The sequence below is a fragment of the Amycolatopsis endophytica genome, assembly GCF_013410405.1.
In the GTDB taxonomy this organism is placed as follows: domain Bacteria; phylum Actinomycetota; class Actinomycetes; order Mycobacteriales; family Pseudonocardiaceae; genus Amycolatopsis_E; species Amycolatopsis_E endophytica.
Window position 1 is genome coordinate 4,180,796 of sequence record NZ_JACCFK010000001.1, and the last position, 25,371, is coordinate 4,206,166.

At 71.8% G+C, this 25,371-nt stretch carries 26 protein-coding genes and 1 pseudogene; 14 read left to right on the forward strand and 13 right to left on the reverse strand.

The window, feature by feature from the left end; translation table 11 throughout:
• Positions 1 to 129: 129 nt before the first annotated feature.
• Positions 130 to 1,233 carry a sensor histidine kinase gene (locus HNR02_RS20595; protein WP_179776031.1) on the forward strand — a complete coding sequence of 368 codons (1,104 nt, stop codon included), beginning with the start codon at positions 130 to 132 and terminating at the stop codon, positions 1,231 to 1,233.
• Positions 1,230 to 1,832, forward strand: coding sequence for a response regulator transcription factor (locus tag HNR02_RS20600; RefSeq protein ID WP_179774768.1), 603 nt, complete (start codon positions 1,230 to 1,232; stop codon positions 1,830 to 1,832). Before HNR02_RS20595 ends, HNR02_RS20600 begins: the two co-directional genes overlap by 4 nt.
• A 5-nt stretch (positions 1,833 to 1,837) precedes the next feature.
• Here HNR02_RS20600 and HNR02_RS20605 read toward each other — a convergent pair whose 3' ends face one another.
• The 4 genes from HNR02_RS20605 to HNR02_RS20620 form a co-directional block, all read right to left on the reverse strand.
• On the reverse strand, positions 1,838 to 3,376 hold the full coding sequence (locus HNR02_RS20605) for an AfsR/SARP family transcriptional regulator (RefSeq protein WP_312861070.1): 1,539 nt from the start codon (positions 3,374 to 3,376) through the stop codon (positions 1,838 to 1,840).
• A 150-nt stretch (positions 3,377 to 3,526) separates the two neighbouring features.
• Positions 3,527 to 3,913 (reverse strand): hypothetical protein, encoded by a 387-nt coding sequence (locus tag HNR02_RS20610; protein WP_179774769.1) that lies wholly within the window; start codon positions 3,911 to 3,913, stop codon positions 3,527 to 3,529.
• Positions 3,914 to 4,005: 92 nt separating this feature from the next.
• Complete coding sequence (locus HNR02_RS20615) at positions 4,006 to 4,674, reverse strand: DNA alkylation repair protein (protein ID WP_179774770.1); 669 nt, start codon at positions 4,672 to 4,674, stop codon at positions 4,006 to 4,008.
• Positions 4,675 to 5,350: 676 nt separating this feature from the next.
• Positions 5,351 to 6,367 carry an NAD(P)-dependent alcohol dehydrogenase gene (locus tag HNR02_RS20620; RefSeq protein ID WP_179774771.1) on the reverse strand — a complete coding sequence of 339 codons (1,017 nt, stop codon included), beginning with the start codon at positions 6,365 to 6,367 and terminating at the stop codon, positions 5,351 to 5,353.
• Positions 6,368 to 6,472: 105 nt separating this feature from the next.
• Here HNR02_RS20620 and HNR02_RS20625 point away from each other — a divergent pair, with 105 nt between their 5' ends.
• Both HNR02_RS20625 and rho read left to right on the forward strand, forming a co-directional pair.
• A complete protein-coding gene (locus HNR02_RS20625) occupies positions 6,473 to 7,051 on the forward strand; it encodes a TetR family transcriptional regulator (protein WP_312861071.1) in 579 nt (192 codons plus the stop codon).
• Between the two features lie 203 nt (positions 7,052 to 7,254).
• Positions 7,255 to 8,322 (forward strand): transcription termination factor Rho, encoded by a 1,068-nt coding sequence (rho, locus tag HNR02_RS20630; RefSeq protein WP_179774772.1) that lies wholly within the window; start codon positions 7,255 to 7,257, stop codon positions 8,320 to 8,322.
• A 9-nt stretch (positions 8,323 to 8,331) separates the two neighbouring features.
• Here the strand turns inward: rho and HNR02_RS20635 are convergent, their stop codons facing one another.
• Genes HNR02_RS20635 through HNR02_RS20645 form a run of 3 tightly spaced genes read right to left on the reverse strand, consistent with a single transcriptional unit; the run spans position 8,332 to position 11,037 of the window.
• Positions 8,332 to 9,234, reverse strand: a complete 903-nt coding sequence (locus HNR02_RS20635; protein ID WP_179774773.1) for an alpha/beta fold hydrolase — start codon at positions 9,232 to 9,234, stop codon at positions 8,332 to 8,334.
• On the reverse strand, positions 9,221 to 10,603 hold the full coding sequence (locus tag HNR02_RS20640) for a flavin monoamine oxidase family protein (protein WP_179774774.1): 1,383 nt from the start codon (positions 10,601 to 10,603) through the stop codon (positions 9,221 to 9,223). Before HNR02_RS20640 ends, HNR02_RS20635 begins: the two co-directional genes overlap by 14 nt.
• Positions 10,600 to 11,037: a nuclear transport factor 2 family protein gene (locus HNR02_RS20645; RefSeq protein WP_179774775.1), complete on the reverse strand. Its 438-nt coding sequence runs from the start codon at positions 11,035 to 11,037 to the stop codon at positions 10,600 to 10,602. The genes HNR02_RS20640 and HNR02_RS20645 overlap by 4 nt, the downstream gene beginning before the upstream one ends.
• Before the next feature lie 157 nt (positions 11,038 to 11,194).
• On the opposite strand from HNR02_RS20645, the gene HNR02_RS20650 reads away from it, so the two are divergent.
• The gene (locus tag HNR02_RS20650) at positions 11,195 to 11,827 is read left to right on the forward strand and encodes a TetR/AcrR family transcriptional regulator (protein WP_179774776.1); all 633 of its coding nucleotides are present in this window, start codon (positions 11,195 to 11,197) and stop codon (positions 11,825 to 11,827) included.
• On the opposite strand, the gene HNR02_RS20655 is transcribed toward HNR02_RS20650, so the two are convergent.
• The 4 genes from HNR02_RS20655 to HNR02_RS20670 all read right to left on the reverse strand — a co-directional run bounded on the left by HNR02_RS20655 (position 11,783) and on the right by HNR02_RS20670 (position 14,352).
• Positions 11,783 to 12,205, reverse strand: a complete 423-nt coding sequence (locus tag HNR02_RS20655) for a hypothetical protein (RefSeq protein ID WP_179774777.1) — start codon at positions 12,203 to 12,205, stop codon at positions 11,783 to 11,785. The genes HNR02_RS20650 and HNR02_RS20655 overlap by 45 nt on opposite strands.
• Positions 12,206 to 12,294: 89 nt before the next feature.
• Entirely contained in the window at positions 12,295 to 12,729 is a 435-nt protein-coding gene (locus tag HNR02_RS20660) for an MmcQ/YjbR family DNA-binding protein (RefSeq protein WP_179774778.1), read from the reverse strand.
• A 29-nt stretch (positions 12,730 to 12,758) separates the two neighbouring features.
• Positions 12,759 to 13,148 carry a VOC family protein gene (locus HNR02_RS20665; protein WP_179774779.1) on the reverse strand — a complete coding sequence of 130 codons (390 nt, stop codon included), beginning with the start codon at positions 13,146 to 13,148 and terminating at the stop codon, positions 12,759 to 12,761.
• Between the two features lie 307 nt (positions 13,149 to 13,455).
• Positions 13,456 to 14,352, reverse strand: a complete 897-nt coding sequence (locus HNR02_RS20670) for a LysR family transcriptional regulator (protein ID WP_179774780.1) — start codon at positions 14,350 to 14,352, stop codon at positions 13,456 to 13,458.
• Between the two features lie 138 nt (positions 14,353 to 14,490).
• Here HNR02_RS20670 and HNR02_RS20675 point away from each other — a divergent pair, with 138 nt between their 5' ends.
• Complete coding sequence (locus HNR02_RS20675; RefSeq protein ID WP_179776034.1) at positions 14,491 to 15,906, forward strand: MFS transporter; 1,416 nt, start codon at positions 14,491 to 14,493, stop codon at positions 15,904 to 15,906.
• Between the two features lie 4 nt (positions 15,907 to 15,910).
• Here the strand turns inward: HNR02_RS20675 and HNR02_RS20680 are convergent, their stop codons facing one another.
• Both HNR02_RS20680 and HNR02_RS20685 read right to left on the reverse strand, forming a co-directional pair.
• Positions 15,911 to 16,993 carry a winged helix DNA-binding domain-containing protein gene (locus tag HNR02_RS20680; RefSeq protein WP_179774781.1) on the reverse strand — a complete coding sequence of 361 codons (1,083 nt, stop codon included), beginning with the start codon at positions 16,991 to 16,993 and terminating at the stop codon, positions 15,911 to 15,913.
• Positions 16,994 to 17,034: 41 nt separating this feature from the next.
• On the reverse strand, positions 17,035 to 17,568 hold the full coding sequence (locus HNR02_RS20685; protein WP_179774782.1) for a permease-like cell division protein FtsX: 534 nt from the start codon (positions 17,566 to 17,568) through the stop codon (positions 17,035 to 17,037).
• 202 nt (positions 17,569 to 17,770) lie between these two features.
• Between HNR02_RS20685 and HNR02_RS20690 the strand changes: the two genes are divergently transcribed.
• From HNR02_RS20690 to HNR02_RS20725, 8 genes and pseudogenes are all read left to right on the forward strand, one after another.
• Positions 17,771 to 18,097, forward strand: coding sequence for a hypothetical protein (locus HNR02_RS20690; protein ID WP_179774783.1), 327 nt, complete (start codon positions 17,771 to 17,773; stop codon positions 18,095 to 18,097).
• Between the two features lie 204 nt (positions 18,098 to 18,301).
• Positions 18,302 to 18,627: pseudogene (locus HNR02_RS20695) on the forward strand (iron chelate uptake ABC transporter family permease subunit); the annotation flags it as partial.
• Between the two features lie 572 nt (positions 18,628 to 19,199).
• Positions 19,200 to 20,180, forward strand: coding sequence for a substrate-binding domain-containing protein (locus tag HNR02_RS20700; RefSeq protein ID WP_179774784.1), 981 nt, complete (start codon positions 19,200 to 19,202; stop codon positions 20,178 to 20,180).
• A 41-nt stretch (positions 20,181 to 20,221) separates the two neighbouring features.
• Positions 20,222 to 21,703 carry a sugar ABC transporter ATP-binding protein gene (locus HNR02_RS20705; protein ID WP_312861072.1) on the forward strand — a complete coding sequence of 494 codons (1,482 nt, stop codon included), beginning with the start codon at positions 20,222 to 20,224 and terminating at the stop codon, positions 21,701 to 21,703.
• Positions 21,704 to 21,720: 17 nt separating this feature from the next.
• Positions 21,721 to 22,719 (forward strand): ABC transporter permease, encoded by a 999-nt coding sequence (locus tag HNR02_RS20710; protein ID WP_179774786.1) that lies wholly within the window; start codon positions 21,721 to 21,723, stop codon positions 22,717 to 22,719.
• Positions 22,719 to 23,762, forward strand: a complete 1,044-nt coding sequence (locus HNR02_RS20715; protein ID WP_179774787.1) for a zinc-dependent alcohol dehydrogenase family protein — start codon at positions 22,719 to 22,721, stop codon at positions 23,760 to 23,762. Before HNR02_RS20710 ends, HNR02_RS20715 begins: the two co-directional genes overlap by 1 nt.
• Positions 23,759 to 24,646: a DUF4380 domain-containing protein gene (locus HNR02_RS20720; RefSeq protein WP_179774788.1), complete on the forward strand. Its 888-nt coding sequence runs from the start codon at positions 23,759 to 23,761 to the stop codon at positions 24,644 to 24,646. Before HNR02_RS20715 ends, HNR02_RS20720 begins: the two co-directional genes overlap by 4 nt.
• Entirely contained in the window at positions 24,643 to 25,362 is a 720-nt protein-coding gene (locus HNR02_RS20725) for an SDR family NAD(P)-dependent oxidoreductase (RefSeq protein ID WP_179774789.1), read from the forward strand. The genes HNR02_RS20720 and HNR02_RS20725 overlap by 4 nt, the downstream gene beginning before the upstream one ends.
• Positions 25,363 to 25,371: the final 9 nt, after the last annotated feature.

The window sequence follows — 25,371 nt, forward strand, 5'->3', positions numbered from 1 at the left end:
TGCTCGTGTCACCGGTGGGCCATGACATTTTCCCGGTGCGGACATGACACGGTGTCACTGTCGGACCCGCGCCGCGCGAGGCGATACTGGGGGGGCGAGGTCGTGGGGAGGCACGCATTGTCCGAGGAAATGGAGCCGGCGCGGGAACGGCTGCGCAGGCTCAACATCACCATGTTCCTCCCCGTGCTGGCGATCGCCGGGACGATGGCGGTGGCCAAGGACGCGCGGACCTGGTGGGCGGCCATCGTGCTGAGCGCCGGGGTGATCGCGTCCATGGTGGCGTTCACGCGGTGGGCCGCGGGCGAGGTGCTGCGGGTCGCGGTGCCCTGCCTGGCCGTCACCGCGCTGGTGTGGCCCTTCGGGGTGGCGGTCGGCAGCAGCACGGCGTTCTTCGGCATCATGAGCGTGGGCTCGCACGTCGTCCCGCAGCTGCCGCGTCACCGGGTCGTGGCGGCGATCGGGCTCGTCGTGTTCGTCGCGTTGGCGGGGGCGTCGCGGCTGCTGCTGTCCGGTGAGGACGTCGGCGACGTGCTGTTCCGGTGGGTCCTCGTCCCCGCGGGCACCACCGTGGTGCTGACCGGGCTCATGTTCCCCAACAAGCGGTTCTACGACCTCGTCGCCGAGCTGGAGGAGGCGCGGGAGCGGGCGGCGGAGCTGGCGGTGATCCGCGAGCGGGTCCGGTTCGCCGGCGACCTGCACGACATCCAGGGCCACACCCTGCACGTGGTGAAGTTGAAGGCCGCGCTCGCCCGGAAACTGGTGGACAGCGACACCGAACGCGCCAAGCAGGAACTGGGGGAGATCCACGCGCTCGTGGCCGACACCATCACCCAGACCAAGGAGCTGGCCTACGCGCAGCGGCGGCTGAACCTTTCCGCGGAGCTGGAGAACGCGCGGAACCTGTTCGAGGCCGCGGACATCCGGGTGCGCGTCAACCGCGAAGCCGATGTCGACCCGGGCGCGGGTGAACTGCTCGGCCAGGTGCTGCGCGAGACGACGACCAACATCCTGCGTCACGCCCAGGCGACGCGGGTGCGGATCACACTGGGGGAGACGAGCATCAGCATCGTCAACGACGGCGCGGCGGGCGGGCCGCTGCCGCGGCTGCGTGGTCTGGCGGCCCTCGAACAGCGCGTCACCGCAGGGGGTGGTGCACTGGAGGTCGGCCAGGACGACGGACAGTTCCGGACGGCGGCGGTGTTCCCGCTCCCCGGACGGCAGGAGGCCCGATGACCACCGTGGTGCTCGCCGACGACGAGGCATTGCTGCGCAAGGCGATGGCCGCGCTGCTGCCGATGGAGGGCGAGATCATCGTCCTCGCCGAAGCGGGTGACGGCGCGGAAGCCGTGCGGGCCACGCTGGAGCACGAGCCCGACGTGCTCGTCATCGACCTCGAAATGCCCGGCGTCGACGGTCTGGGCGCCGTCGCCGAGGTCCGCCGGGCGCGGCCGAACCAGGTGACGCTGATGCTGACGCGTCACGCCAGGCCGGGCGTGCTCCGCAAAGCGCTCAAGCTCGGTGTGCAGGGTTTCGTGAGCAAGTCGGCCGAACCGGCCCACATCGCCTCGGTCATCACCACCCTGCACGAGGGCAGGCGCTGGATCGACCCGGATGTCTCGGCGCTCGCCGTCGTCGACGACTGCCCCCTGACCGACCGCGAGATCGACGTCCTGCGCGCGACCGGCCACGGCTACTCGGTGGCCGACATCGCCGGGCAGCTCCACCTGGCCGAGGGCACGGTGCGCAACTACCTCTCCAACGCCATGCAGAAGACCCAGACGCAAACCCGCCACGCGGCGGCCCGATACGCCCGCGAACACGACTGGCTGTAGGGCGCTCAGGTGGCGGCGGCGTGGCGCTGGACGAGGTCGTGCAGGGCGTAGCGGCCCGTCAGGTCCTGCTCGATCAGCGAGGCGTGCACCAGCGCGCGGAGCCCGGGACCGCGGATCTCGGCGACGAGCGCCGCCAGCGTCGCCGTGGGCCGGGTCAGTGCGTGTCCCGCGACGACACCCAGCGCGAGGGGGAAACCGCCGCACAACCGGACGAACTCACCGACGGCCTCCGGTTCGGCGCCGGTGCGTGCCCGGCCGAGTTTGCCGGTCAGCAGAACGCGGGCGTCGGCGTCGTCGAGCACGTGCACCGGAATGTGCCGCGCCGCGTGCCCGGCGAGCAGGCCGGGAAGCACGTTGCGGCTCGTCACGACGACCGTGCACGACCCGCTGCCCGGAAGTAGCGGGACCACCTGGGCGGTGTCGGCGGCGTCGTCCAGCAGGAGCAGCACGCGGTGGCCCGCGACCAGGCTGCGGAACAGCACGGCCCGGGCGTGCAGATCGGACGGGACCTGGTCGTGTTCGACGCCGAGTGCGTCCAGGACACCACGCAGCGCCGCGCTGGGTTCCATGGCGGCGCCGGGTCCCGAACCACGGAGGTCGACGAACAGCTGGCCGTCCGGGAAGCGGTCGATCCGCTGGTGTGCCCAGTGCAGGGCCAGTGCCGTCTTGCCGATTCCGCCCGCCCCGGCCACGGCGGACACCGTCGTGCTCGTGGCGTCCAGCTCGTCCAGCAGCTCGCCGCGGCCCACGAAGGGTGCGGGTGCGGCGGGCAGCTGCCGTGGAGTCACGACGCGCCGGGCGGCCCGGGGCCGGACGGTGAGCGCGGGGCCGGGCGTGAGGATCCGCCGGTGCAGGTCCTGCAGAGCCGCGCCCGGATCGGTACCGAGGTCGTCCACGAGCCGGTCGCGCACCAGCCGGAAGTGGGCGAGCGCGTCGGCGGTGCGGCCGGCGCGGTGCAGCGCCAGCATGTACTGGCCCGCGGCCCGCTCGTCCAGCGGATGCCCCGCCGCCCGCACGGCGAGTCCGGCGACCAGGTCCTCACCGTGTCCGAGGTCGAGCAACGCGTCCGTGAGGTCCCATTCGGCGTCCTGCCGCTCCTGGTGCAGCTGGTCGCGTTCGGTCGTGGCCCAGTCGCCGGTCAGACCGGTCAGTGCTTCGCCGTGCCACAGCGCGGTCGCCTGCTCCAGCAGACCGGCCGCGGTCCGGCCGGTCTCCGCGCGGGCCCGCGAACACAGCCGGCGGAAGCGGTGGATGTCGACGGCCAACGGGTCGGCCCGCAGCGCGTAGGCGCCAGGGCGCCGCGCGATGGTGGCACCGCCCGCGGCGAGCACCCGGCGCAGCCGCGAGACGTAGTTGACGAGCGTCTCCCTGGCCCGCAGCGGGGGATCGCCGCCCCACACGCGCTGGATCAACCGGTCACGGGAGACGTCCTGGTCGACGTCGACGGCGAGCGCGGCGAGCACACACCGCTGCCGCGCCGGCCCCGGATCGGCGACGACGCCGTCCACGACCAGAGCGACCGTGCCCAGGAAACGGAACTCCACCACCACACCGGCCCCCTCCCGATGGTCCCCGGGCCTGGATACCGCCGCGGGCATCATGATCGGGCGGAAACGCGGGAAGTTGGGCCGAACGGGCGCCGGGGTGGTGGCGGAACGGCCCCTGCACCGCGCCGGTGCAGGGGCCGGTCCAGGTCAGTTGTAGGCGGTGCAGCCGATGGAGCCGGTGCTGATGTCCTTGCCGCAGGCGCGCCACGGCGAACCGTAGGTTCCGACCGTGCCGCTGTTCATCGACGTCGCGCCGGTCGGTACGGTGCGCCAGCCGGTGACCCGGCCCGAGGCGTTGGTCACCCAGATCTCGTCACCGGGGGTGGCGCCGGTGATCTGACCGTGCCAGCCGTTGTCGCAGCGGAAGAGGTGGATCGTGGTCGCTCCGGCGCGGACCGGGTTCACCGGCTGGACACAGGCGAGCGGGACGGCGGGCGCGGCCTGCGACGCGGTCGCCGGCGCCGCGACGCCCAGCAGGCCCGCGGCCACCGCGCCGGTCACCACGGCGACGTGACGGATTCTCGATGTGTGCATGGGTCAGCTCCCTTGACAGTGGTAGCGCCGGACGCGACCCATCGTGGGCGGCTCGCTGTACGAAAGAGCCGCGCAATTCCACAACGCACAGGTCAGGCGTGCTGCCGCCGCACCATCTCGGTGATCCACACGGGCGCGAACGGCGACGTGCAGCCCGGGGGAGCCGGGTAGTCCTTGAGCACCTGCAGACGCTCCCCGATGTCCAGCGCGCGCTCGCGGTGCCCGGCGTGGTCGATGCCGATCTGGGCCAGGCAGTGGTTCATCGCCCACTGCAGGCGCTCCGGGGCGTCCTTCATCCGCGCCTCGACGATGTCCAGCAGCCCCGCGAGGTCCAGGCCCTCGGGCTTCTTCGCCACGCGTTCGGTGGTCAGCGCCCAGCCCGCGCTCGCGACCACCGGGTCCGGATCGGCGAACCACGCCTGACGCAGCTCTTCGGCGTGCGGGCTCTTCTTGACCACGTAGTTCACGAGCCAGTCGTGCACCTTCGGGGTGCGGGCTTCGCGCAGCATGACGTCCAGCTCGTCCCGCTCGAAGGTCTTCGGACGGCAGATCAGCAGCGCCAGCAGCTTCGCCGCGGTGTCGCCGGTCGCCCACAGCTCCCGCGCGAGGTCCTGCTGCGTCTTCAACCGCTTCGCGATCGCCCGCAGCTTGCCGAGGTTCACCCCGTGGTCGTCACCGTGCCGCTCGTTCACCGCACGCGCCTTCGGATCCTCGAGCGCGGCCAGTTCGGCCATCAGTTCGGCTACCGTCGTCTCGGGCATCTCGGCCTCCTTCGCTGCCGTGAGGCTCCAGCCTACGGGCCGTCCGCAGGGGTTCCGCTACGCGTGTTTTGCGTGGGCCGTTACGGGGGTTCTTGCGCTGCGCGGGCTGTGCGCTGCGCGCGGCTGCAGGCGCCGGCTTCGCTTCGCTACGCCCCGGCGCCTGGGCGCTGGCGCGCCCGGCGGTGTGGCCCTCCCGTACCCGATCTTTCAGTGTCTTTGGCGTCCGAGCAGGCGGGGGATCGGGTTGCGGGACAGGTCTGGTTCGGGAGGAGGGTTGCGTCCCGTTGCCGGGCGCCGGTTCGCGAGCGTGACGTGGACGTCCCGGAGCGGCCAACACGGCGCCGACGCGGCGTGTTGGCCGCTCCGGTTGGCGTGTTGGCCGTTCCGGGCAGCGTGTTTGCTCCTCCGGGACGCCACCACACCCACACAACCGGCGCCCGGCGGACGTGAACCAGCCACCAGCCGCCCAGCCCTCCCCCGCACCCGACACACAGCCCAGTTCTGCGGACGATCAGGCGGGGTCAAGGTACTCTTTCCCGCCTTGACGCCGCCTGCTCGGCCGTAGAAACAATCAAAAATCGGGGCGGCCACAATCCGGGCGTAGCGAAGCGAAGCCGACGCTTTCAGCCGCGCGCAGCGCGAAAATCCGCGTAGCGGCCACGCGAACCAACCACGATCAGAACTCGACGACAGCGCGGTACCGGGCGTTGCCCCGCCGCACCCGCTCCACCGCGGCCTCGATCTCGGCGGCCGGGAACAGCTCCACTTCCGGCCGGATCCCGTGATGGGCGGCGAAGTCGAGCATCTGCCGGGTCTGCGTGGCCGAGCCCGCGATGCCGCCGGTGATCGTCTTCGCTCCGGGGACCAGGCTCAGCGGTCCGAACGTGACGGGCCGCGCCGGGACACCGGCCAGGCACAGCCGGCCCTGCGGACGCAGGATGGCAAGGTAATCGTCCCACGGCAGGTCCGCGGGCACGGTCGACAGGACGAAGTCGAACGAACCCGCGGCCTCGCGCAGCACCCCGGGCTCACCGGAGGCGATGAAGCCGGTGGCGCCGAAGCGCTCGGCGTCGGCCCGTTTGGCCGACGTGGTCGAGATCGCGGTGACCGCGCAGCCCCACTTCGCGAGGAACTGAATGGCCAGGTGCCCCAGACCGCCGATCCCGACCACCGCGACCCGGTGCGTCGGCAGGACCTGGTTGTCCAGCATGGGCGAGAACACCGTCGTGCCGGCGCAGAGCAACGGGGCCGCGTGCTCGGACCGCATCCCGTCGGGGATCGGCTGGACGTGCCGCCAGTCGCCCGCCCGCACGTGACCGGCGAACCCGCCGCGGTCACCGCGCAGGACCGGCCAGTCCTGGTGGGGGCACAGGTTGGTCCGGCCGCTGAGGCACCATTCGCAGCGGAAACAGGATCCCGCGATCGCGCCGACGCCGACCCGTCGCCCCACCGGCAGCACGCTCGCGTCCACCGCGTCGCCGACGGCCGCCACCACACCGATCGCCTCGTGCCCGGCCACCACGGGGTACCGGGAGAGCCCCCACGCGTCGTCGATCACGTCGATGTCGGTGTGGCAGATCCCGCCGTGTGTGACGCGCACCTCGACCTCGTGCGGTCCCAGCGGCCCCGCCTCGTACTCGTGCGGCCGCAGCGGCCCGCCCGGCTCGTGCGCCGCATACGCCTGGACCTTCACGCGCTCACGTCCCTCCGGTAAAACAAACTAGTTAGTTACTTCCCGGTCCACCGTAGGCACGCGGCGGCCTGGCTGTCAAACCAACTGGTTGGTTACACTGCTGAGGTGGTGAAGGACGGACAAGCGACGCGACGCCGCCTGCTCGACGCGGCGGCCGCCGAGTTCGCGGCGTACGGCATCGCGGGCGCCCGCGTCGACCGGATCTCGGCCAGCGCCAAGGCCAACAAGGCGCAGCTCTACGCCTACTTCGGCGACAAGGAACGCCTGTTCGACGCGGTATTCCAGGAGCATGCCGCCGCGATCGGCGATTCGGTGCCGCTGACCGCCGAAGACCTGCCCGCCTACGCCCTCGGCATCTACGACGCCTGCCTCGCCAAGCCCGAGCTGATCCGGCTGGCCACCTGGGCCCGGCTGGAGCGCATCCCGGCGGGCGGGCTGATCACCGGCATGACCGAGGAGCACGACCGGAAGCTGACGGCCATCGCCGAGGCCCAGCGCGCGGGCCACATCGACCCGGAACTCGCGCCGGACGACGTCCTGGCGATGGTGTCGATGATGGCGCTCACCTGGTCGCCGGCGAGCCTGTTCCACGCGGCGAGCGGCACCGATCCGAAGGCCGACCACGACCGCAGGCGCCGTGCCCTCGCCGCGACGGTCCGCCGCGCGTTCAAGCCGTCCGCGTAGGTCGTCCACTTCGGACACGACGGCCACCTCCTCCGGGGCGGTGTTGCGGTCCGAGGCGTCCGTGCGCTACCTTGTGCGTGAACCTCGTGGATGTCGGCCCTGCCGCCCCGAGGTCTCTTCCCGGGACCCGTCAGTCGGCCCGTCTCGTTTCCCGGCGATCCGCCCGTCGCGTCGATCGCCCATTCCCGCACAGGAGTACACCCATGCTACAAACAGGAATTCTCGATGTTCACGGCAAAACCGCCTCGCTCGGCTACGGTCCCGGCGGCCCGTCCGTCCCGATTGGACTCCTCCGCGCGCACGGCTTGCGCCGGGGCGACGAAATCGTGATCGAGGACGGTGAACTGGTCGCCGTCAACGGCGCGTTCCCGGCGGCGCACCGCCCGGAGTTCGAACGGCTCACGCCCGTGCACCCCGACCAGCGGCTGGTCCTCGAAACCGGACGGCACCAGCTCACCACGCGCGTGCTCGACCTCGTCGCCCCGCTGGGCAAGGGGCAGCGCGCGCTGATCGTCGCGCCGCCGCGTACGGGGAAAACCTCGGTGCTGGAGGCGATCGCGCACGCGGTGGCGGTCAACCACCCCGAAGCGCACCTCATGGTGCTGCTCGCCGACGAACGCCCGGAGGAGGTGACCGCGATCCGCCGCACCGTGCGCGGCGAGGTGGTGGCGTCCACTTTCGACCGTCAACCCGCCGAGCACACCGCCGTCGCCGAACTCGCCGTGGAACGCGCGAAACGGCTCGTGGAAACCGGTCGCGACGTGGTGCTGCTGCTGGATTCGCTGACCCGTCTCGGCCGCGCCTACAATCTCGCCGCGCGCCCGTCGGGCCGCGTGCTGTCCGGTGGCGTCGACGCCGGCGCGCTGATGCCGATGAAGCGAATCCTCGGCGCCGCACGCAACATCGAAGACGGCGGTTCACTGACCATCGTCGCGACGGCCCTGGTCGGCACCGGTTCCCTGGCGGACACGGTGTTCTTCGAAGAGCTCAAGAGCACCGGCAACTCCGAACTCCGCCTCGACCGCACCCTCGCCGACAACCGCGTGTTCCCGGCCGTGGACCTCTCGGGCTCCGGCACCCGCCGCGACGAACTGCTGGTGCCCGCCACCGAACTGGCCGTGATGACCGAAGTCCGCCGCGCACTGGCCGGGCAGGAGCCGCGCCGCGCCGCGGAGCAGTTCCTGGAGCAGGTGCGCACCACGGCCTCCAACGCGGAGTTCGTCGCCCGTGTCAACGCTTCCCTCGCGGTGCCCGCCGCGCGAGCGGCTTGACGACCACGATCAGTCGGTCGAAGCGCCCAGCGTGTCCTCGCTCGCGGAGTGCCGTGGGGTACGCGTCAGGAGGTGCCGCAGCGCGGCGAGCACCGGCTCCGGCGCGTCCTCCATCACGAAGTGCCCGGCGTCGTCGATCAGGGTGAGTTCGGCGCCGGGGATCGCGGAGGCCAGTTCCCTGGCGATGGTGGTGCGGAGGTAGACGTCCGTGGTGCCCCAGACGATCGCCGTGGGGCAGCCGATCGTGCCCAGGCCCGCGCCGAGTTCCGGGCGCGCCGGGACGCGGTATTCGCTGAAGTAGTGCAGCACCCAGCGCGCACCCTCCGTCGTGGACATCCAGCCGACGTAGTCGTCGAGGATTTCCCGGTCGATGACGCCCGCGTGCAGCGCTCCGCGCAGGCCGGCCCGGTTGATGCCCGCCAGTGGCAGCACCTTGGCCAGCGCACCGGCGAACCGGCTGCGGCCGAGGATTCCCACGAGCGAGAAGACGGCGTACCAGGCGGGAACGAACGTCCGGTGGGCCCGGCTGTTCAGGATCGCCAGCCGTCGCACACGATCGGGATGCCGCTGGGCGAGACCGAGTGCGAGGAAACCGCCGTAGTCGTGCCCGAACAGGTTGCACTCGCCGACGTCCAGCGCGTCCAGCACCCTGGCGAGGCGGTCGACCTCGGTGTCGTAGTCGAACCGCAGATCGGTGCGCCGCTCCGAGGCGCCCCAGCCGGGCAGGTCCGGCGCGAGGACGCGGTGGTTCTCCGCGAGCGCCGCGGCCTGGTGACGCCACGACCGGTGGTTGGCCGGGTAGCCGTGCAGCAGCACGACCGGTTCGGCGGACGGGTCGCCGGACTCCCGGTAGGCCAGCCGGGCGCCGTCGACGCGCACCTCGCGCATCGCGCCCGGTTCAGGCTGTGGCATGGGTTTCCTCCTGTGCGGTCGGTGCCTCGCGGGGCAGCCGGGCCAGTACTTCGTCCGCGGCGCGCTCGCCGGCGCGCACCGCTCCGTCCATGGTGGCCTGGGATGTGGTCGCGGTCTCGGTGCCGGCCCAGTGCAGCCGTCCGGCCGGTTCCCTGAGCACGGCGCCGAAATCGGTCCAGCCGCCGGGGCCGAAGTAGCCGGCGTAGCAGCCGCGGGTCCACGGTTCGCTCGCCCAGTCCTGTTCGACGAACTGCCGCGGCCGGGCGGCGCGGGGCCCGAACAGGGCGCCGAGCCTGCCGAGCACGGCGGCGGTCCGCTCGTCTTCCGGACGCCCCGCGAGCCGCCGCGCGTCGCGGGCGAGGACGAAGGCGACCAGCGCGCCGAACGCGCCGTCGGGCGGCGAGTTGTCGAAGACGACCTTCACCGGGCCGTCCAGTGACGTCGCGTGACCGGACAACCCGGCGGCCCGCCAGAACGGCTCGTCGTAGATCGCGGTGCACTTGACGACGGTCCCGGCCGGCATGCGCTGCGCGAGCTGCTGCCGCGCGCCCGGCAGGGGCGGATCGAACTCGATCGCGGCGGTGAGTGCCGGCGGGATCGCGAGCACGGCGAGCGCCGCGTCGACGACACCGGTGTCCGTGGTCAGCCGCACCCGGTCGCCGTGCTGGTCGATCCGCCGCACCGGCGAACCCGGCCGCACGTCGAGCTCGGCGGCGACCCGGACCGCGATCTCCTGCGAACCGCCGGTGAACCGGTCCTGCTGGTACCCGCCCCGCGTGCGGATCAGCGGATCCAGTCCGCCCGCCGCGCGGATGTAGAAAACCCAGTGCAGCAACGAGATTTCGGCGGCGTCGACCGCGAGCACGGCTTCCAGCGACAGCCGCATCAGCTCCCGTCCGGCGCGGGTGCGCATGCGGCGGGAGATCCACGATTCGAGGGTTTCGGCGTCCCAGCGGGCCGCGCGCGGATCGCGGGCGGGCTGGTCCAGGTCGACCAGGCGCGCCATCCGTTCCAGGCGGAACTGCGCGAGCCGGAAGTCGGCGAATCCGGCGAGGTCGCGGTTCGGGACGTCGGAGCGGTAGCGGGTCACGCGGTCGCGCCGCGAGTAGAGGTGCTCCCCGGTGATGTGGGTGGGGAAGGTGCCGACGCCGACCTCGGCCGCCAGCGCCTTGACGCGGTCGTGCGACGGGCCGACCCACTGCCCGCCGATCTCGACGACCCCGCCTCCGACCGGTTCGTTGAGCGTGCGGCCGCCGACCCGGTCGCGGGCCTCCAGCACCGCGACACGCGTCCCGGCCCGCGTCAGCCGCCGGGCGCAGGCGAGGCCGGAGAGGCCGGCACCGACGACGGCCACGTCGACGCTCGTCATGGCCGCCCCGCCGTGAGCATGCGGTGCATCGCCAGCGTGTCCAGGTAGGTGTCCTTGGTGCGCACCAGCCCGTCGACGACGGTGATCACGTCGACGCCGTCGACCACGACCCGGCCGCCGGGGTCGACCGCCTCGCCGTGCAGGGGGAAGGGCTGCACGAGGGTGGCGTGGAACCGGTACTGGTTGATGAACAACTCGTCGCCGACGCTCAGTTCGGTCGTCTCGAAGTGCATGTCCGCCCAAGCCCTGAAGAAGTAGGCGAACTGCCAGCGGACGGCCTCGGCGCCCACGGCGGGTTCGAAACCCGCGGCGTGCAGCCGGAACACCATGTCCGTGCCCTGCAGCGCCATGATCGCGTCGAGGTCGTGGGCGTTCCAGGCGGCGCCGTAGCGTTCCGCGACGGTTGCGGTGCCGGGAATCTCCGTTGATTCCATGTGTGTCTCCCTCAGCCGAGCTTCCACGAAATGTCTCGCGTCGAAGCGGTCGTCACGCGTTCACCTCCGGAGTTCTTGTAACCGTTGCAACAGTGACCCGACCGTAGCAGGAGGCGGAGTTTCTTACAACGGATGCAGGAGTAGGTAGGGTGACCCCATGGCCACTGGTGACGCGAAGGCACTCGATCCGCGGAAGCAGCGGACGATCGACGCCCTGCTCAAGGCTGCCGAGAAGGTCTTCGCGCGCCGTCCGGTGGAAGAGGTGACGGTCGAGGAGATCGCCGAACGGGCGGGTGTGGCGGTCGGCTCGATCTACAACAACTTCGGCTCGAAGGCGGGCCTGCACGCGGCGGTCGTCGACCGGGCGCTCGACGTCGACCGCGAGTACATGGACCGCGCGTACACGCCGGATCGCTCGCCGATCGAGCAGCTGGAGGCCGCGGCGGAGCAGTACCTGCGGTTCTACCTCGAACAGCCCGAGTTCTTCCGGATGCTCGCCTTCCCCGCGCCGCTGGGCGGTTACTCCGCGGCCGCCGAAACCGCCGCGCGGCTGGCGCGGCGGGTGGACGAGCAGAACGCCCGGATGATCGACGCGCTCGAACGGGGCATCGCCGACGGCACGATCCGCCCCGTGGACGCCCGCAAGGCCGCGAAGGTCCTGTGGTCGGGCTGGAACGGAGTGATCAGCCTCGCCTGGCGGCCCGACGAGCTGCGCGAGGACGAGCGCGGCCTGGCCGAGCTCCTGTCACTCGCCGGGAACCTGGTGAGCTGGGGGCTGCGGCGGGTGTGAGCCGGCCCGGGCGCTGAGCCGGGCGAGCGCGACGAGAACCACCGTCAGCACGACGAGCGCGGCGGCTTCGAGCGGGCCGACCAGCGCCGGATCGGAGTTCGCGATGTCGGCGACGTGGGACAGCGCGTGCAGGCCGGTCCACAGCGCGGTCGTCACCAGCACCGGTGTCCGCCAGGCGGGCCGTCCGGCGGCGATCACCAGCCCGGTGCCGAAGGTGGCCGCGCATGCCGCGAAGTCGCGGACGAGGTGGGCGTCGTAGGGCCCGAAGTCGGCCAGCACGGCGTGGAAGGACCGTGGGCTCACCGCGGCCCACGCGGCGAGCACGAGGTGTGCGACGCCGAGAACGCCGAGGGTCGATCGCCAGCGCCGCTCGGTCATGTCAGCTCCCCGGATTTCGTGCAAGGCGGGCAAGAGGTGGCCCGAAGGTAGCGTGGGCGGCGATTTCTTGCAAGCATTGCAAGAGAGCGTCAGCGGTCCTCAGTGGACGGGAGCCCGTGCGCGGCGAGCCACGCCGCGGCCCGGCGGTGCGACGCGCGCGCCAGCCACGCGTCCTGCACGACCTCGGCCAGCTCGTCGCGGTCCAGCTCGCCGATGTGCGCCTCGCGCAGCAGCACCGACGGATGCCCGTCGAAGTGGGCCGTGGTGAAGAACGGCGACCGCTCGTCGGTGACCAGCGCCTGCTTGTCGGCGTCCGAACCCACCCAGAACACGATCACGTCCGGATACCGTTCGCCGGTCTCCGGGTCCGCCGCGTCCGGGCGCGGATTGCGGAAGAACACGAACGAGCGGCCCCCGACCTGGTAGACGGGCCTGCCCCGCGAACCCGGCACCCGCTCGACGTGGGGCATCGCCAGCGCCAGGTCGTGCACGTCCTGGACGCGGGCCTTCCGGCTTGGCGTCATCACCCCAGCGTAGGTCCGCGCAGGTGGTGTCAGCCCCGCGGCAGGTTCTCCCACAGACCCATGACATTGCCCTCGGTGTCGGTGAAATAAGCGTAGAACCCCATCTGCGGGATTTCCGTGCGGCCGACCAGCTTCGCCCCGCCGTGCTGTTCGATCTTCTCCAGCGCCGCGTCGATGCTCGCCACGTCGACCGTGATCACCGGGCCCTTCGGCGCGGCGTCCGAGCGGTCGAACATGCCGCCGTTGATGAAGCCCGGCTCGGCCGGCATGCCCTGCTCCGACGTCGGACCGGTGGTCACGCCCGTGTAGTTCATCCCGGGAATCGCGGTGAGGTTCCAGCCGAACGCCTCGCGGTAGAAACCGCGGGCCCGCTCACCGTCGTCGAAGGGGATCTCGAAGTGGACAATCCTGCCGCTCATCGTCGTCTCCTGCCGCCGGATGCTGTCGAGGGCACCGACGTTAGGCGGAGCACTTCACGGCGAACAGGGCACTTGGTCCCTACCGGACCTCACCCAGCCTCGCCGGCAGCGCGCCCCTGTTCTTCACCTACTCCGGCCTCAACACCGACTTCGGCCTGCTGGTGCTGCTGTTCGCGGTGGGCGCGATCGCGGGCAAGTTCGGAGCCTGCCGGGTCGCCGCACGCTTGGCGGGCGAACCGAACGGCATCGCCCTGCGCGTCGGGACGCTCATGAACGCACGCGGGCTGATGCAGCTGATCGCGATCCGTCAGGCGAGTGCTTCGCGGATCGTGTCGCGGAGCCAGCGTTGCGCGGGGTCGGCGTCGAGGCGGGCGTGCCACTGCAGGCGGACTTCGAGTTCCGGCAGGGGCGCCGCGATGGGGAACCAGCGGATGCCGAGCGCCGGGCCGTGTTGCTCGGCCAGCCGCTGCGGGAGCAGCCCGACGTAGTGGCTCGTGGAGACCAGCAGCGCGGCGACGGCGAAGGTGGGCACGACGGCGGCGACGTGGCGTCGTAGCCCGGCCTCGTCGAGGGCGTCGTCGAGCGGGCCGCGGGCGCGCCCGCGGCGGGAGGCCGACACGTGCGGGTGCTGGCACAGCTGCGCCAGCGTCGGACGGCGGTGACGGCCCAGCGGGCTGTCCGCGCGAACGATGCCGACCAGCCGTTCCCGGTACAGCGCGGCGGAGAAGATGTCCGGCGCGGCGGGCGCGCCCGCGCCGATGTCCAAATCGACCGAGCCGTCGCGGAGGGCTTCGGGGTTTTCGCTGCCCTCCGCGACGAACCGCAGGACCACACCCGGCGCGGCGGCGGCCGTTGCTTCTACCGCCGCCGTCGCCAGCGTCGCCGCGACACCGTCGTTGATGCGGATCGTGAAGATGCGTTCCAGTTCGGCGACCGTGATCTCGCGGTCGGCGCTGATCAGGGCCGACGCCTCGTCGAGCAGCGACCGCACCCGCGGCGCGGTCCGCAGCGCGAACGGCGTGGGAGCCAGGCCGCGCCCGGCACGGACCAGGATCGGATCGCCCATCGCCCGGCGCAGCCGCGCCAGCGCGCGGCTGGTCGCCGGGATGGACAGGTGCAGCCGTTCGGACGCCGCGGTGACACTGCCGTCCCGCATCAGGGCGTCGAACACGCGCAGGAGGTTCAGGTCGAGCTGGTCGGACACGGTTGCATCGTACGCAAATATGTGTTGTGAAAGTTGCGTGGCACGAGCATCCCCGCTCTTCCTACGGTCGGTGCCATGCCTTCTGATGTTCTGATCCGCACGCAGCGGCCGGTGTCGCAACGCGGTCTGCTCGCGGTCATGTGCGCCTGCGTCGTGCTGGTCGTGGGGATGGTCGCCGCGATCAACCTCGCCGTCCCGATGCTCGCCGCGAGCGCGCTGCACCCGTCCGCGTCGGCGCTCGTCTGGATCGTCGACACCTACGTCGTCTTCTTCGCCTGCCTGGTGATCCCCGGCGGCGCCGCGGGCGATCGCTTCGGCCGGAAGGGCGTTCTGCTGGCCGGGCTTGCGTTGTTCGCGGCGGGCGCGCTGGTGTCGGCGGTCGCGCCGGACGTGGCCGTGCTCCTCGCCGGTCGCGCGGTCACCGGCATCGGCGCCGCCGCCGTGCTGCCCAACACCCTCGCCGTCCTGCTGCACGCGGTCCCCGCCGAACGCCGGGGCGCGACGATCGCGACCTGGGCGTCGATGACGGGGATCGGCGGGGTCATCGGCAACGTCGGTGGCGGCGCGGTGCTCTCCGGCGGGTCGTGGCGCTGGCTGTTCGCCGTCGGGGTGCCGCTCGCGCTGGTCCTCGCGGCGGTCGTGGCCAGGGTCGCGCCGGTGTCGCCGCGGCACGACCGCCGTCTCGATCCCCTGGGCGCGGTGTTGTTCGTCGGCGCGTCGGTGGCGTTGCTGCTCGGCATCGTGCAGGGCCCGGAGGCGGGCTGGGGCAGTCCGGTCGTGGTCGCCGGGTTCGCCTGCGCCGCCGTGTTGTTCGCGGTGTGGGTGTTCGCCGAGCTGAGGGTCGGGCACCCGCTGCTGGATCCCCGCCTGTTCCGCATCGCCGGCCTGCGCAGCGCCTGCCTCGGCATGACAGCGGTCTTCATCGGGATGTTCGCGCTGTTCTACGTCAACGCGTCCGTCCTGCAGTACGGCATGGGGTTCGGCGTGCTGCTGACCGGGCTCGGGGTCATCCCGCTGACGGTGCCGCTCATCCTCGGCGGCCGGTACGTCGGCGACCTCGTCCGGCGCATCGGTCTCGACGCGACCCTCGCGCTCGCGTTCGTGTTCGTCGGCGGCGGGCTGCTCGGACTGTCCACCACCGGCACGCACACCTCCTACGCGTGGTACGCGATCTGGCTGGTCGTGACCGGCATCGGCGTGACGCTGGCACTGCCGACGCTGTCCGGCGTCATCGCGGGTTCGCTGCCGCACGCGCAGGCCGGGGTCGGCACCGGGCTGCAGGCCACCACCCGCGAGTTCGGCAGCGCACTCGGTGTCGCCGTGGTCGGGACGGTGCTCACCGGGCAGTTCGTCAGCGCGCTGCCCGCGGATCTGCGGTCCGGCGATCCGCACACGGTGGCCCAGGCGCTCGCCGCCGCCCCGCCCGGCCGCGCCGACGACGTGATCACCGCGTTCGTTTCCGGCGCCGACGCCGGATTGCGCGTGATCGGCGTGATCGTGCTCGTCCTCGGCGCCTTGGTGGTGCTGGAGTCCCGGCTGTCCCGGCGACGCTGATCGTCTACGCGGTCGGTTGATCGTCCCCGCCGGAGAGGAACGCCGTCAGTTTCCGCTCCTCTCCGGCGACGGCTGCTTCTTCGGCGCGGGTGAACTTCCGCAGCGGAGTGGTGGCCACGACGCCGTCCCGGACGGTCCAGGTCGCGGACACCCGCCCGTCGACCAGCACGACGCGCTCACCGGCGACCGACAGGCCGCGGTGTTCGTCGTCGATGATCCGGCCGCGGTCGTGGTAGCCGAGGATCGCGTTGTCGAACGCGGGCAGGAACCGCACCGGTGCCGGAGTGTCCGGGTCCGGGCGGGGCGCGCCGGGGAGGTCGAGCAGTTCACGGCCGCGCTCGTCGCGGAAGGAGACCAGCTCGTCGCGGATCGCGGCGACCGCGGCGGGCAACCCGGCCAGCCCGCTCCAGGCACGCAGATCGGCCGTGGCCGCGGGCCCGTACGCCGCCAGGTAGCGGCGCACCAGCGTCTCGCCGACCGGGTCACCGTCCGGGGCAGGCGGGTCGGGTTCCCGGCCCAGCCACGACGAGACCGGGACGTTGCGCACGCCCGCCTTCACGCGCCACACCCCGCGCGGGGGCAGCTGCACCATCGGGATCAGGGCCGCGACCAGCATCTCGCCCAGCGCCCGGACGCCCGGTTCCGGCCATCGCCCGGCGACGGCCCGCGCCAGCTCCGGCATCGAACGCGGTTCCCCGTCGGCCATCACGGCCCGGCCCGCCGCCGCCAGTTCGCCGAGATCGACGCCGTCGAGTTCGGTGCGGTAAACCCCGAGCACGCGCTGCCGCAGCATCGCGTCGTGGCGGGTGCGCCAGGCGAGCAGGTCGTCGCTGGTGACCAGGTGCACGGTGCGGCGCATGAGATGCGTTCGCACGACGCGCCGCCCGGTCAGCAGGTCCGACAGCGCCGCCGGATCGAACGCGCGCAGCCGCGACCAGAGTCCGACGAACGGTTCCTGGGGTTCCTGTGCCTGCAACCCGCACAGGTGGGTGACGGCGTCGAGGACCGGCAGATCGGCGCGGTCGAGGAGCAGCTGGCGGGCGAGGGTGGCGCGGTTGAGCGCGCGGGCGTCGAGAACTTCGGGCACGGGGTGACGATCTCAGGAGAAGCGGCCAGGAAGTGACCGCTTCATTCCCATTCGCCCCCGGCGGGGCAGGGCGCGGGGGCTTCGGTGCCGTAGCTCGGCGGAAGGCCGGCCAGCACCTCGGACCTGATCATCGGGCGCACCGAGGTGGCCTCGGGAAACGTCGCGGTCAGCTCGGCTGCCCAGGCATGCAGATCGACGTCACCGGCCGCGGTCACGGTCACCGAGAAGGGCAGCGCCTCCGCCCTCGCGTGCGCGAGCAAGTCGGGCTGGTCCTTGAAGAGGTCCTTGAACCGCGCGAACGCCTCGTCCCGGGTTTCGGTGTAGACCTTGCGCGCGCGGGGATCGGCGCGCACCGCGTTCGCGATCCGGGACATCTCCGCGTCGGTGTCCGTGTTGATCATGATGTTGTCGGCGCAGACCTGGTGCCCGGTGCGCGGAATGACCGGGGCCGGGCCCAGGACGGGCTTTTCGTCGCCCGGCCAGAGCAGGACTGCCGCGACGGCGATGGCGGCCAGCACCACGGCGAGGAGTGCGAGCGGCAGGACAACGCGGCGCCCGCTGGTTTCAGGTCTCATCGGTCAGCGCCTTCCGCTCGTGGGTGCGACGGCATCGGTCGCGCACGAGGTGGAGCCTAGCGCCGGGGACCGGCACGATCCGTAGCGGTGCACGGAAAAGTGGCCCCGCGTGGGCGGTGCGTGCGCCCCTGTCGTGGCGGTTGCCGCGGCGGGACGCGGGCATCCGGTTCCCGTCCTGCCCGTCGACGAAGGGAACCGTCTCGTGTCCACGATCCGCCGAATGGTGGTCACCGGTGCGCTCGCCGTGCCGCTCGTGCTGGGGGCCGCCGGAGTGGCCTCCGCCGACACCTACCACCACGGCCTGATGAGCAGCGCCGACGAGAACGGCGTCTCCTACTACGAACACACCGACAGCACCGGAGAAGACGGCGCGGTCAGCGACACGGTGTCCGCGCACGCCAGACCGGGCGAGGCCGGGTACTACCGCGTGACAGCCGCCGCCGGTGACGAGGGCGCCAGCTTCACGGTGACCGGCGCCGAAGCGGGGCGCTCGCACACCGGACTGCTGGGCGGCCTGCTCGGCTGGTGACCGGGGTGGGGTGCGGGGTGTGGTCGAGGGGCGGCACCCCGCACTTCCGTCGAGACCGGAGGCCAGTGCCTCTTCCGGTGCCGCCCCGGTGTATCGCCGTACTCGGCGCTGAACGCGGCCACGGAGGACGATGGTGAGGAGTACCCGACCTGGTGCACCGGAGGAAACTGCAGCAGAGCAGGCGCCGCCCTGTCGCGCGATGCCCACCAGGCGGCGCTGGGCGACGAGGTGGCGGTGACGACCGGGGTGCGGCTCGGGCGGTTGCAGCTGCTGCTGGTGCTGGCGGGAACGGGCGGCACGGCGACGGTCACCGCGACGACCGGCCCGATCGCCTTCATCGCGCTGACGGCCCGTACATCGGGCGTCGCCTGCCTCGTTCCGGCGGAGCCGGTCTGCTGCCCGCGGCCCTGACCGGCGGCGCGGCGCTGCTGCTCGCGGCGGGCCTCGCGCTACCCGTGGGCGTGGTGACGACAGCCGTCGGGGGCGGCCACCTGCTGTGGCTGCTGGCCCGCGAGGTGCGCCGCTCCTGAGCCCGCTTTCCCTCATGTGGCGTTGACCGCAGTGCTTTGCTCGGGCTGGGTGGGCGCTACGCGGGGTTCTGCGCTGCGCGCGCTGATAGCGCCGGGCTCGCAAGCTCGCAATGGATTGGGCCGCCCCGATTTCTCATTGTTTCTCCGGCCGATCAGGCGGGGGAGGTCTGGGCGGCTTTCGTGCCGCGAGTTCCACGTTCGCGGCCGGCATCCGGCAACGGAAGGTGACCCCGGCACGTCGTCTACCGGACTTTCTCTCCCGTAGCCGATCGCCAAAACACTGAAGGATCGGGTCCGGGAGGGGCGATCGGTTGCGAGCTTGCGAGCCCGGCGCAGCCGCGCAAGCCCCAGGCCCAGCCCCGGCCGGGCTCAGCCCCGAGGCGGTCTCGGCGCGAGTCGATCGAACTGAGCCGGGCTCGGACTGCGCCGAACCCACCCGAACAGCCCCCAGCCTGCTCCACCGGCACCCGTCAATATTAATTACTAATTAATATTGACAGCGTCCCTCGCCCGGGCAACACTGTCTCCATCCGGCCAGCGGGCGCCGGCGCAAGCGCAGAGGGAGAACGTGAATGGGCGCAACGGCGCGTCGGAGCTGGCTGACGCTCGTGGTGGTCGCCGTACTGGGGCTCATCACCGCTTGCAGCGGAAAGGTCGGCGAGAACGGGCGCTTCGGGGTCGTCTACATGGACGCGCAGGGCTTCTACGCCGGGGTCAAGGCCGGTATGCGGCAGGAGTCGGAGGCGCTCGGGCGTGCCCCGCAGTTGCTGCAGCTCAACGCGCAGGGTGACGCGTCGAAGGAGAGCACGTTCGTCGACCAGGTCAGCGCCGCCAAGGTGGACGCGCTGATCCTGTCACCCGCCTCCGCCACGGCCTCGGTCCCGGCGATCAAGCTCGCCCACGACAGCGGCATCCCGGTCATTTGCTACAACACCTGCATCGCCGAGGACAAGGCCCGCGAGTACGTCTCGGCCTACGTCCTGGGTGACCCGGTCAAGTTCGGCGCGCTGCTGGGCGATCAGGCGGGCGACTACTTCCGTTCCATCGACAACTCCGCACCGACGATCGCCGTCGTCAACTGTGAGTTCGTCGAGGTGTGCATCCAGCGCAGGCAGGGTTTCGAGCAGGCTCTCAAGGCCAAGGTGCCCGACGCCACGATCGTCGCGAACCAGGAAGGCGCCACGATCGACGAGGCGATCGACGTCGCCGAGCGCATCCTCACCGCGCACCCCGACGTGGACGCCTTCTACGGCGAGGCCGGTGGCGCCACCATGGGCGCCGTCCGCGCGGTGCAGGCCCGCGGCAAGAAGACCGTCGTGTTCGGCAGCGATATGTCGACCGAAGCCGCGCAGGCGCTGGCGGACAACACGATCCTCAAGGGCGTCGTCGACATCTCCGGTATCGCGGTGGGCAAGCTCGCCGCCCGCGCCGCCGACCAGGTCCGCCGCGGCGAGCTGACGACCTACACCGTCGTGCCCGCCCCGATCGATCTCTACGGCAAGCCGGAGCAGGGCCGGGAATGGCTGACCATGCACCCGGACGGCGTCCCGTGACCGCACCCGCATCGACGAACCCCTGCGACGAAGGAGGAACCGTGATCGCGGTCGAGGGCCTCACCAAGCATTACCCCGGTGTGCGGGCGATGACCGGCGCGAGCCTGGAGATCGGCAAGGGCGAGGTCCGTGCCCTGCTGGGCCGCAACGGCGCGGGCAAGTCGACGCTGATCCGCGTACTGTCCGGAGTGGAGCGTGCCGACGCCGGAACCGTGACCGTCGCCGGTGAGCAGCTCGGCGACGGTGGTGTGCGCCGCGCGGCCGAACTCGGCATCAGCACCGTGCACCAGGAGCTGAGCCTGGTGGCCGAGCTCAGCGTGGCCGAGAACCTCTACTTGGGACGGTGGCCGCGCCGCGGCGGCGGGATCGACTACGCCGCCATGCGTGACGGGGCGGCGAAGGTCTTCGCGCGGCTCGGCCTGGACATCGATCCGTCGGCGCCGGTCGGTGCGCTGTCCCTGGCGCACCGGCAGCTCGTCGAGATCTGCCGCGCCGTACGGGAACAGCCGCGCCTCCTGATTCTGGACGAGCCGACCAGCGCGCTGGCCGCCGCCGAGGTCGACATCGTGCTGGACACGGTCACCCGGATCGCGGCGGACGGCGTCGCGGTGCTCTACGTCAGCCACCGGCTCGAAGAGATCCGCCGCATCGCGCACACCGCCACCGTGATGCGCGACGGCCTCGTCGTGGAGACGGTCGATATCGCCGAGGCCGACACCTCGCGCATCGTGTCGCTGATGCTCGGCGAGACCACCGAGGCGGCCCGGAAACCGCAGTCACGCCAAGTGGACACCTCGGAAACACCGCTGCTGTCCGTGCGCGGGCTTTCGGTCCCGCCCAAGGTCACCGACGTGTCGTTCGACGTCCACGCCGGCGAGGTCGTGGGACTCGGCGGGCTCATGGGCTCGGGACGCACCGAGGTGCTGCGCGCCATCGCCGGATTCGACCCGGCGGCCGCCGGAACCATCGTCGTCGAGGGCCGGGAGATCGCCCGTCCCACCGCCGCGGCGATGAAACGGCTCGGCGTCGGCATGACCCCGGAGGACCGCAAGGACGAGGGCGTCGTCCCGCTGCTCGGTGTCGACGAGAACCTGGTGCTGTCCAAGTGGGACAGTGTCAGTTCGGGCGCGACCGTCCGGCCTGGACTGGTCCGGCGCGCCGCGACCCGGCTCATCGAGCGGCTGTCCATCGCGACCGCCGCGCCGCGCACCCCGATCGTCAACCTCAGTGGCGGCAACCAGCAGAAGGCGGTCATCGGCCGCTGGCTGCACGCGGGCAGCCGCATCCTGCTGCTGGACGAGCCGACGCGGGGCGTCGACGTGCACGCCAAGGCCGAGATCTACCGCCTGGTGCGGGAACTGGCCGGCACCGGCGCCGCCATCGTGTTCGTCTCCGGCGAGCTGGAGGAGCTGCCGCTGGTGTGCGACCGGGTGCTGGCCCTGCGCGAGGGCCGCATCGCCGGTGAACTCTCCGGCGCGCAGCTGACCACCGAATCCGTGCTCTCCGCCGCCATGGCGGCCTGAGAAGACCGAGGATGACAATGACCGTTTTGGACACCACGCCGGAGCAGCGTCGCGGCAGCGTGGGCAGGATCTTCCGCGGGCGTTCGCTCAACGAGATCGGCCTGGTCGCCGCTATCGTGGTGCTCTACATCGCGCTCGGCAGCACCGCGGCCGGGTTCCTGAGCCTGGACAACCAGCTCGGCATGCTGCGCGACGCCGCGACGGTCGGCATCGCCGCGTGGGGCGTCACGCTGGTGATCATCGCGGGTGAGATCGACATCAGCATCGGGCCCGCCGTGGCGTTCTCCTCCGTGCTCGCCGCGAAGTTCGCGACCGGGATGGGCTTGGTGCCCGCGATCCTGCTGACCCTGGTCGCCGGTGCGGCCTGGGGTGCGCTCGCCGGCTGGCTGCGGGCGCGGTTCGACGTGCCGTCGTTCATCGCCACCCTCGGGGTGTGGAGCGCGCTGGGCGGCCTCGGGCTCTACCTGACCGACGCGCTGCCGGTGGTCCTGCCGGAAAGCGGTCTCGCGACCGTGCTCGGCGGGTCGGTGCTCGGCATCCCGACACCGGTGATCGTGATGGTGGTGCTGTTCTTCGTGTTCGCCTACGTCGCCCGCTACACCGCCTACGGCCGCTCGGTCTACGCGGTCGGCGGCAACGCGCCCGCCGCGCGCATGGCGGGAATCAACCTGTCCCGCATCCGGGTGCTGCTGTTCCTCACCACCGGCGTGCTGTCGGCCATCACCGGAGTGCTGCTGGCCGCGCGCCTGGGTTCGGGCAACGGCGGGGCGGCCTCCGGGCTGGAGTTCGACGTGATCGCCGCCGTCGTGATCGGCGGCACGGCGCTCGCCGGCGGCCGGGGGACGATGCTCGGCACCCTGCTCGGGGTCGTGTTCATCACCGTGATCAGCAACGGCCTGGTGCTGCTCGGGGTGGACTCGTTCCTGCAGAACGTGGTGCGGGGCGTGATCATCGTGGTGGCGGTGCTGGTCAACGTCGTCATCACCAAGCGAGCACGAGCGACGAGGGAGAGCTGATGAGCGCGACGATGGCCGGGGTGTACCTGCCCGGCGATTCGACGGCGGTACTGCGGGAGCTGGCGGTGCCCGCACCGGGACCGGGTCAGGTGCTCGTCGAGGTCGGCGCGTCCGGCATCTGCGGCTCCGACATCGGCTACATCTACCACGAGCACAAGGGGCACCGCGGTGTCGACGGCCCCGCCTACCGCGGTGTCGTCGCCGGGCACGAGCCCTCCGGGCGGATCGTCGCGGTGGGGCCGGGATGTCGCCGCTTCGGCGAGGGCGACCGCGTGATCGTCTACCACATCGCCGGGTGCGGGCTGTGCGACAACTGCCGCCGCGGCTACTTCATCAGCTGCATCGCTCCGGAGCGGCAGGCCTACGGCTGGCAGCGTGACGGCGGGCACGCGCACTACGTGCTCGCCGAGGAGTCCACGTGTGTGCCGCTGCCCGCCGAACTGTCCTACGTGGACGGTGCGTTGATCGCGTGCGGCTTCGGCACCGCCTACGAGGGTCTGCGCCGGATCGGCGTGAACGGTGACGGCGACCTGCTGGTGGTCGGGCTCGGTCCGGTGGGCCTCGCGGCCGGGATGATCGGCCGCGGCATGGGTGCCCGCCGGGTTGTCGGGGTCGAACCGTCGCCGCGGCGCCGGGAATGGGCCGACGAGCTGGGTGTCTTCGACGCGACGATGGGCCCCGACGAGGAGATCGCGCCGGAGTTCGCGACCACGATCGACTGTTCGGGTTCGCGGGCCGGTCGCGCCACCGCGATCGGCGGTGCGGCCGAATGGGGCCGGGTCTCGCTGGTCGGCGAGGGCGGCACGCTGGAGACCGAGGTGTCGGACGCGTTGCTGCACAAGCAGTTGACGCTCTACGCCTCCTGGGTCACCTCCCTGACGGCGATGACCGAGCTGGCCGTGAACCTCGTTCGCTGGGGCCTGCGACCGGAGCTGGTGGTCAGCGACCGGTTCCCGATCGAGGAGGCGGGCAAGGCCTACGAGCTGGCCGCGGGCGCGAGCCGGGGCAAGGTGGTCCTGCTGCCGTCACCGGAGCTGACGTGACCGAGGTCGTGTGGCTGGACAACGGCCTGCTCCGCCTCGGGCTGGTGCCCGCGCTCGGCGGACGGCTGCTGTCACTGTCCGGAGCGGATGGACGAGAAGTGCTGTGGCGCAACGACAAGCTGCTGACCGATGAGTTGCAGCTGCGCCGGGAACACCGCCCGGTGTCCGGGAGCCTCGGCGACTGGGTGAACTACGGCGGTGACAAGACCTGGCCCGCGCCGCAGGGCTGGGACCACGACGGGCAGTGGGCGGGACCGCCGGATCCGGTCCTGGACTCCGGCCCGTACTCGGCCGAGGTGTCCGCTGAGGTGGCCACGCTGACCAGCGGCGACGATCCGCGAACCGGCCTGCGGCTGACCCGCCGGTTCGAGCTGCGCCCGGGCCGCGGCGCCTACCGGTTGAGGCTGACCGCGCGGAACACGAGTGACCGCACCGTGCGGTGGGCGCTGTGGAACGTCACGCAGCTCGCGGCCGACGGTGACGGCGGCACCTACGTCGGCGGTCCGCCGGAGGTCACGGAGTTGCTCTCCGGTACCGGTTTCCCGCGCTGGGAAGCGAACCGCGGCGTGTACATCCCGCACCAGGACGTCGTCGGCAAGCTCGGTTTCCCCGCGGCCACCGGCTGGCTGGCACATACCGGTGGCGGCGTCACCTACACCCAGCGGTTCACTGTCGACGCCGACGCCGAATACCCCGACGAGGGGTCCCGCGTGGAGGTGTGGATGGAGTACCCGCTGCCGTCGCCGTTGGCGGAACTGGGCGATCTCGACCCGCCCGCCCGCATCGTCGAGATCGAGGTGCTGGGGCCGCTGACCACGCTCGAACCGGGTGCGACGGCCACACTGGAACTCGACTGCACGGTCACCGCGGAGGAGGTCTCATGAAGGTCGCGGTGGTGACGGGAGCTGCGCAGGGCATCGGTGCGGCGACCGCGCGGCGGCTGGCCGCCGACGGCGCCGCGGTGGCACTGCTGGACATCGACGACAGCAGCGAGGTCGCGGCGGGCACCGGCGGTCTCGCGATCCGGTGTGACGTCAGCTCGGAGGAGAGCTGGGCGGAGGCGATCGCCCGCGTGCACGCGGAACTCGGGCCGGTCGACGTGCTGGTCAGCAACGCCTACACCGTCGAGGTCAAGGCCGCGCACGAAACCACGCTGGAGTCGTGGAACCGGCAGCTGTCGGTCAACCTCACCGGCACGTTCCTCGGGTTCCGCGCCTGTCTGGACGACCTGTCCCGCAACGGCACCGGCGCGGTGGTGCTGACCTCGTCGGTGCACGCGCTGGTCGGCCTGCCCGGTCGTCCCGCCTACGCCGCGACCAAGGCGGCGCTGACCGGTCTGGCGCGGCAGCTCGCCGTCGAGTACGGCACGGTGCTGCGGGTCAACGCGGTGCTGCCCGGTCCGGTGCTGACCGCCGCGTGGGACGGTATCGGCGAGGACGACAGGCGGCGCAGTGCCGAGGAGACCGCCGTGAAAAGGTTGGGCAGGCCGGAGGAAGTCGCCGCGGCGATCGCGTTCCTGGCCGGCGAGGACGCCTCGTTCGTCACCGGCGCCGCGCTGACCGTCGACGGCGGCTGGAGCGTCTACAAGATGTCGTCGTGAGGGGGAGGA

Coding starts and splice junctions, on each gene's coding strand:
- HNR02_RS20595 (WP_179776031.1), top strand. CDS start 130: ATGGAGCCGGCGCGGGAACGGCTGCGCAGGCTCAACATCACCATGTTC.
- HNR02_RS20600 (WP_179774768.1), top strand. CDS start 1,230: ATGACCACCGTGGTGCTCGCCGACGACGAGGCATTGCTGCGCAAGGCG.
- HNR02_RS20610 (WP_179774769.1), bottom strand. CDS start 3,913: ATGCACACATCGAGAATCCGTCACGTCGCCGTGGTGACCGGCGCGGTG.
- HNR02_RS20615 (WP_179774770.1), bottom strand. CDS start 4,674: ATGCCCGAGACGACGGTAGCCGAACTGATGGCCGAACTGGCCGCGCTC.
- rho (WP_179774772.1), top strand. CDS start 7,255: ATGCTACAAACAGGAATTCTCGATGTTCACGGCAAAACCGCCTCGCTC.
- HNR02_RS20635 (WP_179774773.1), bottom strand. CDS start 9,234: ATGCCACAGCCTGAACCGGGCGCGATGCGCGAGGTGCGCGTCGACGGC.
- HNR02_RS20640 (WP_179774774.1), bottom strand. CDS start 10,603: ATGACGAGCGTCGACGTGGCCGTCGTCGGTGCCGGCCTCTCCGGCCTC.
- HNR02_RS20645 (WP_179774775.1), bottom strand. CDS start 11,037: ATGGAATCAACGGAGATTCCCGGCACCGCAACCGTCGCGGAACGCTAC.
- HNR02_RS20650 (WP_179774776.1), top strand. CDS start 11,195: ATGGCCACTGGTGACGCGAAGGCACTCGATCCGCGGAAGCAGCGGACG.
- HNR02_RS20655 (WP_179774777.1), bottom strand. CDS start 12,205: ATGACCGAGCGGCGCTGGCGATCGACCCTCGGCGTTCTCGGCGTCGCA.
- HNR02_RS20660 (WP_179774778.1), bottom strand. CDS start 12,729: ATGACGCCAAGCCGGAAGGCCCGCGTCCAGGACGTGCACGACCTGGCG.
- HNR02_RS20665 (WP_179774779.1), bottom strand. CDS start 13,148: ATGAGCGGCAGGATTGTCCACTTCGAGATCCCCTTCGACGACGGTGAG.
- HNR02_RS20675 (WP_179776034.1), top strand. CDS start 14,491: ATGTGCGCCTGCGTCGTGCTGGTCGTGGGGATGGTCGCCGCGATCAAC.
- HNR02_RS20685 (WP_179774782.1), bottom strand. CDS start 17,568: ATGAGACCTGAAACCAGCGGGCGCCGCGTTGTCCTGCCGCTCGCACTC.
- HNR02_RS20700 (WP_179774784.1), top strand. CDS start 19,200: ATGGGCGCAACGGCGCGTCGGAGCTGGCTGACGCTCGTGGTGGTCGCC.
- HNR02_RS20710 (WP_179774786.1), top strand. CDS start 21,721: ATGACCGTTTTGGACACCACGCCGGAGCAGCGTCGCGGCAGCGTGGGC.
- HNR02_RS20715 (WP_179774787.1), top strand. CDS start 22,719: ATGAGCGCGACGATGGCCGGGGTGTACCTGCCCGGCGATTCGACGGCG.
- HNR02_RS20725 (WP_179774789.1), top strand. CDS start 24,643: ATGAAGGTCGCGGTGGTGACGGGAGCTGCGCAGGGCATCGGTGCGGCG.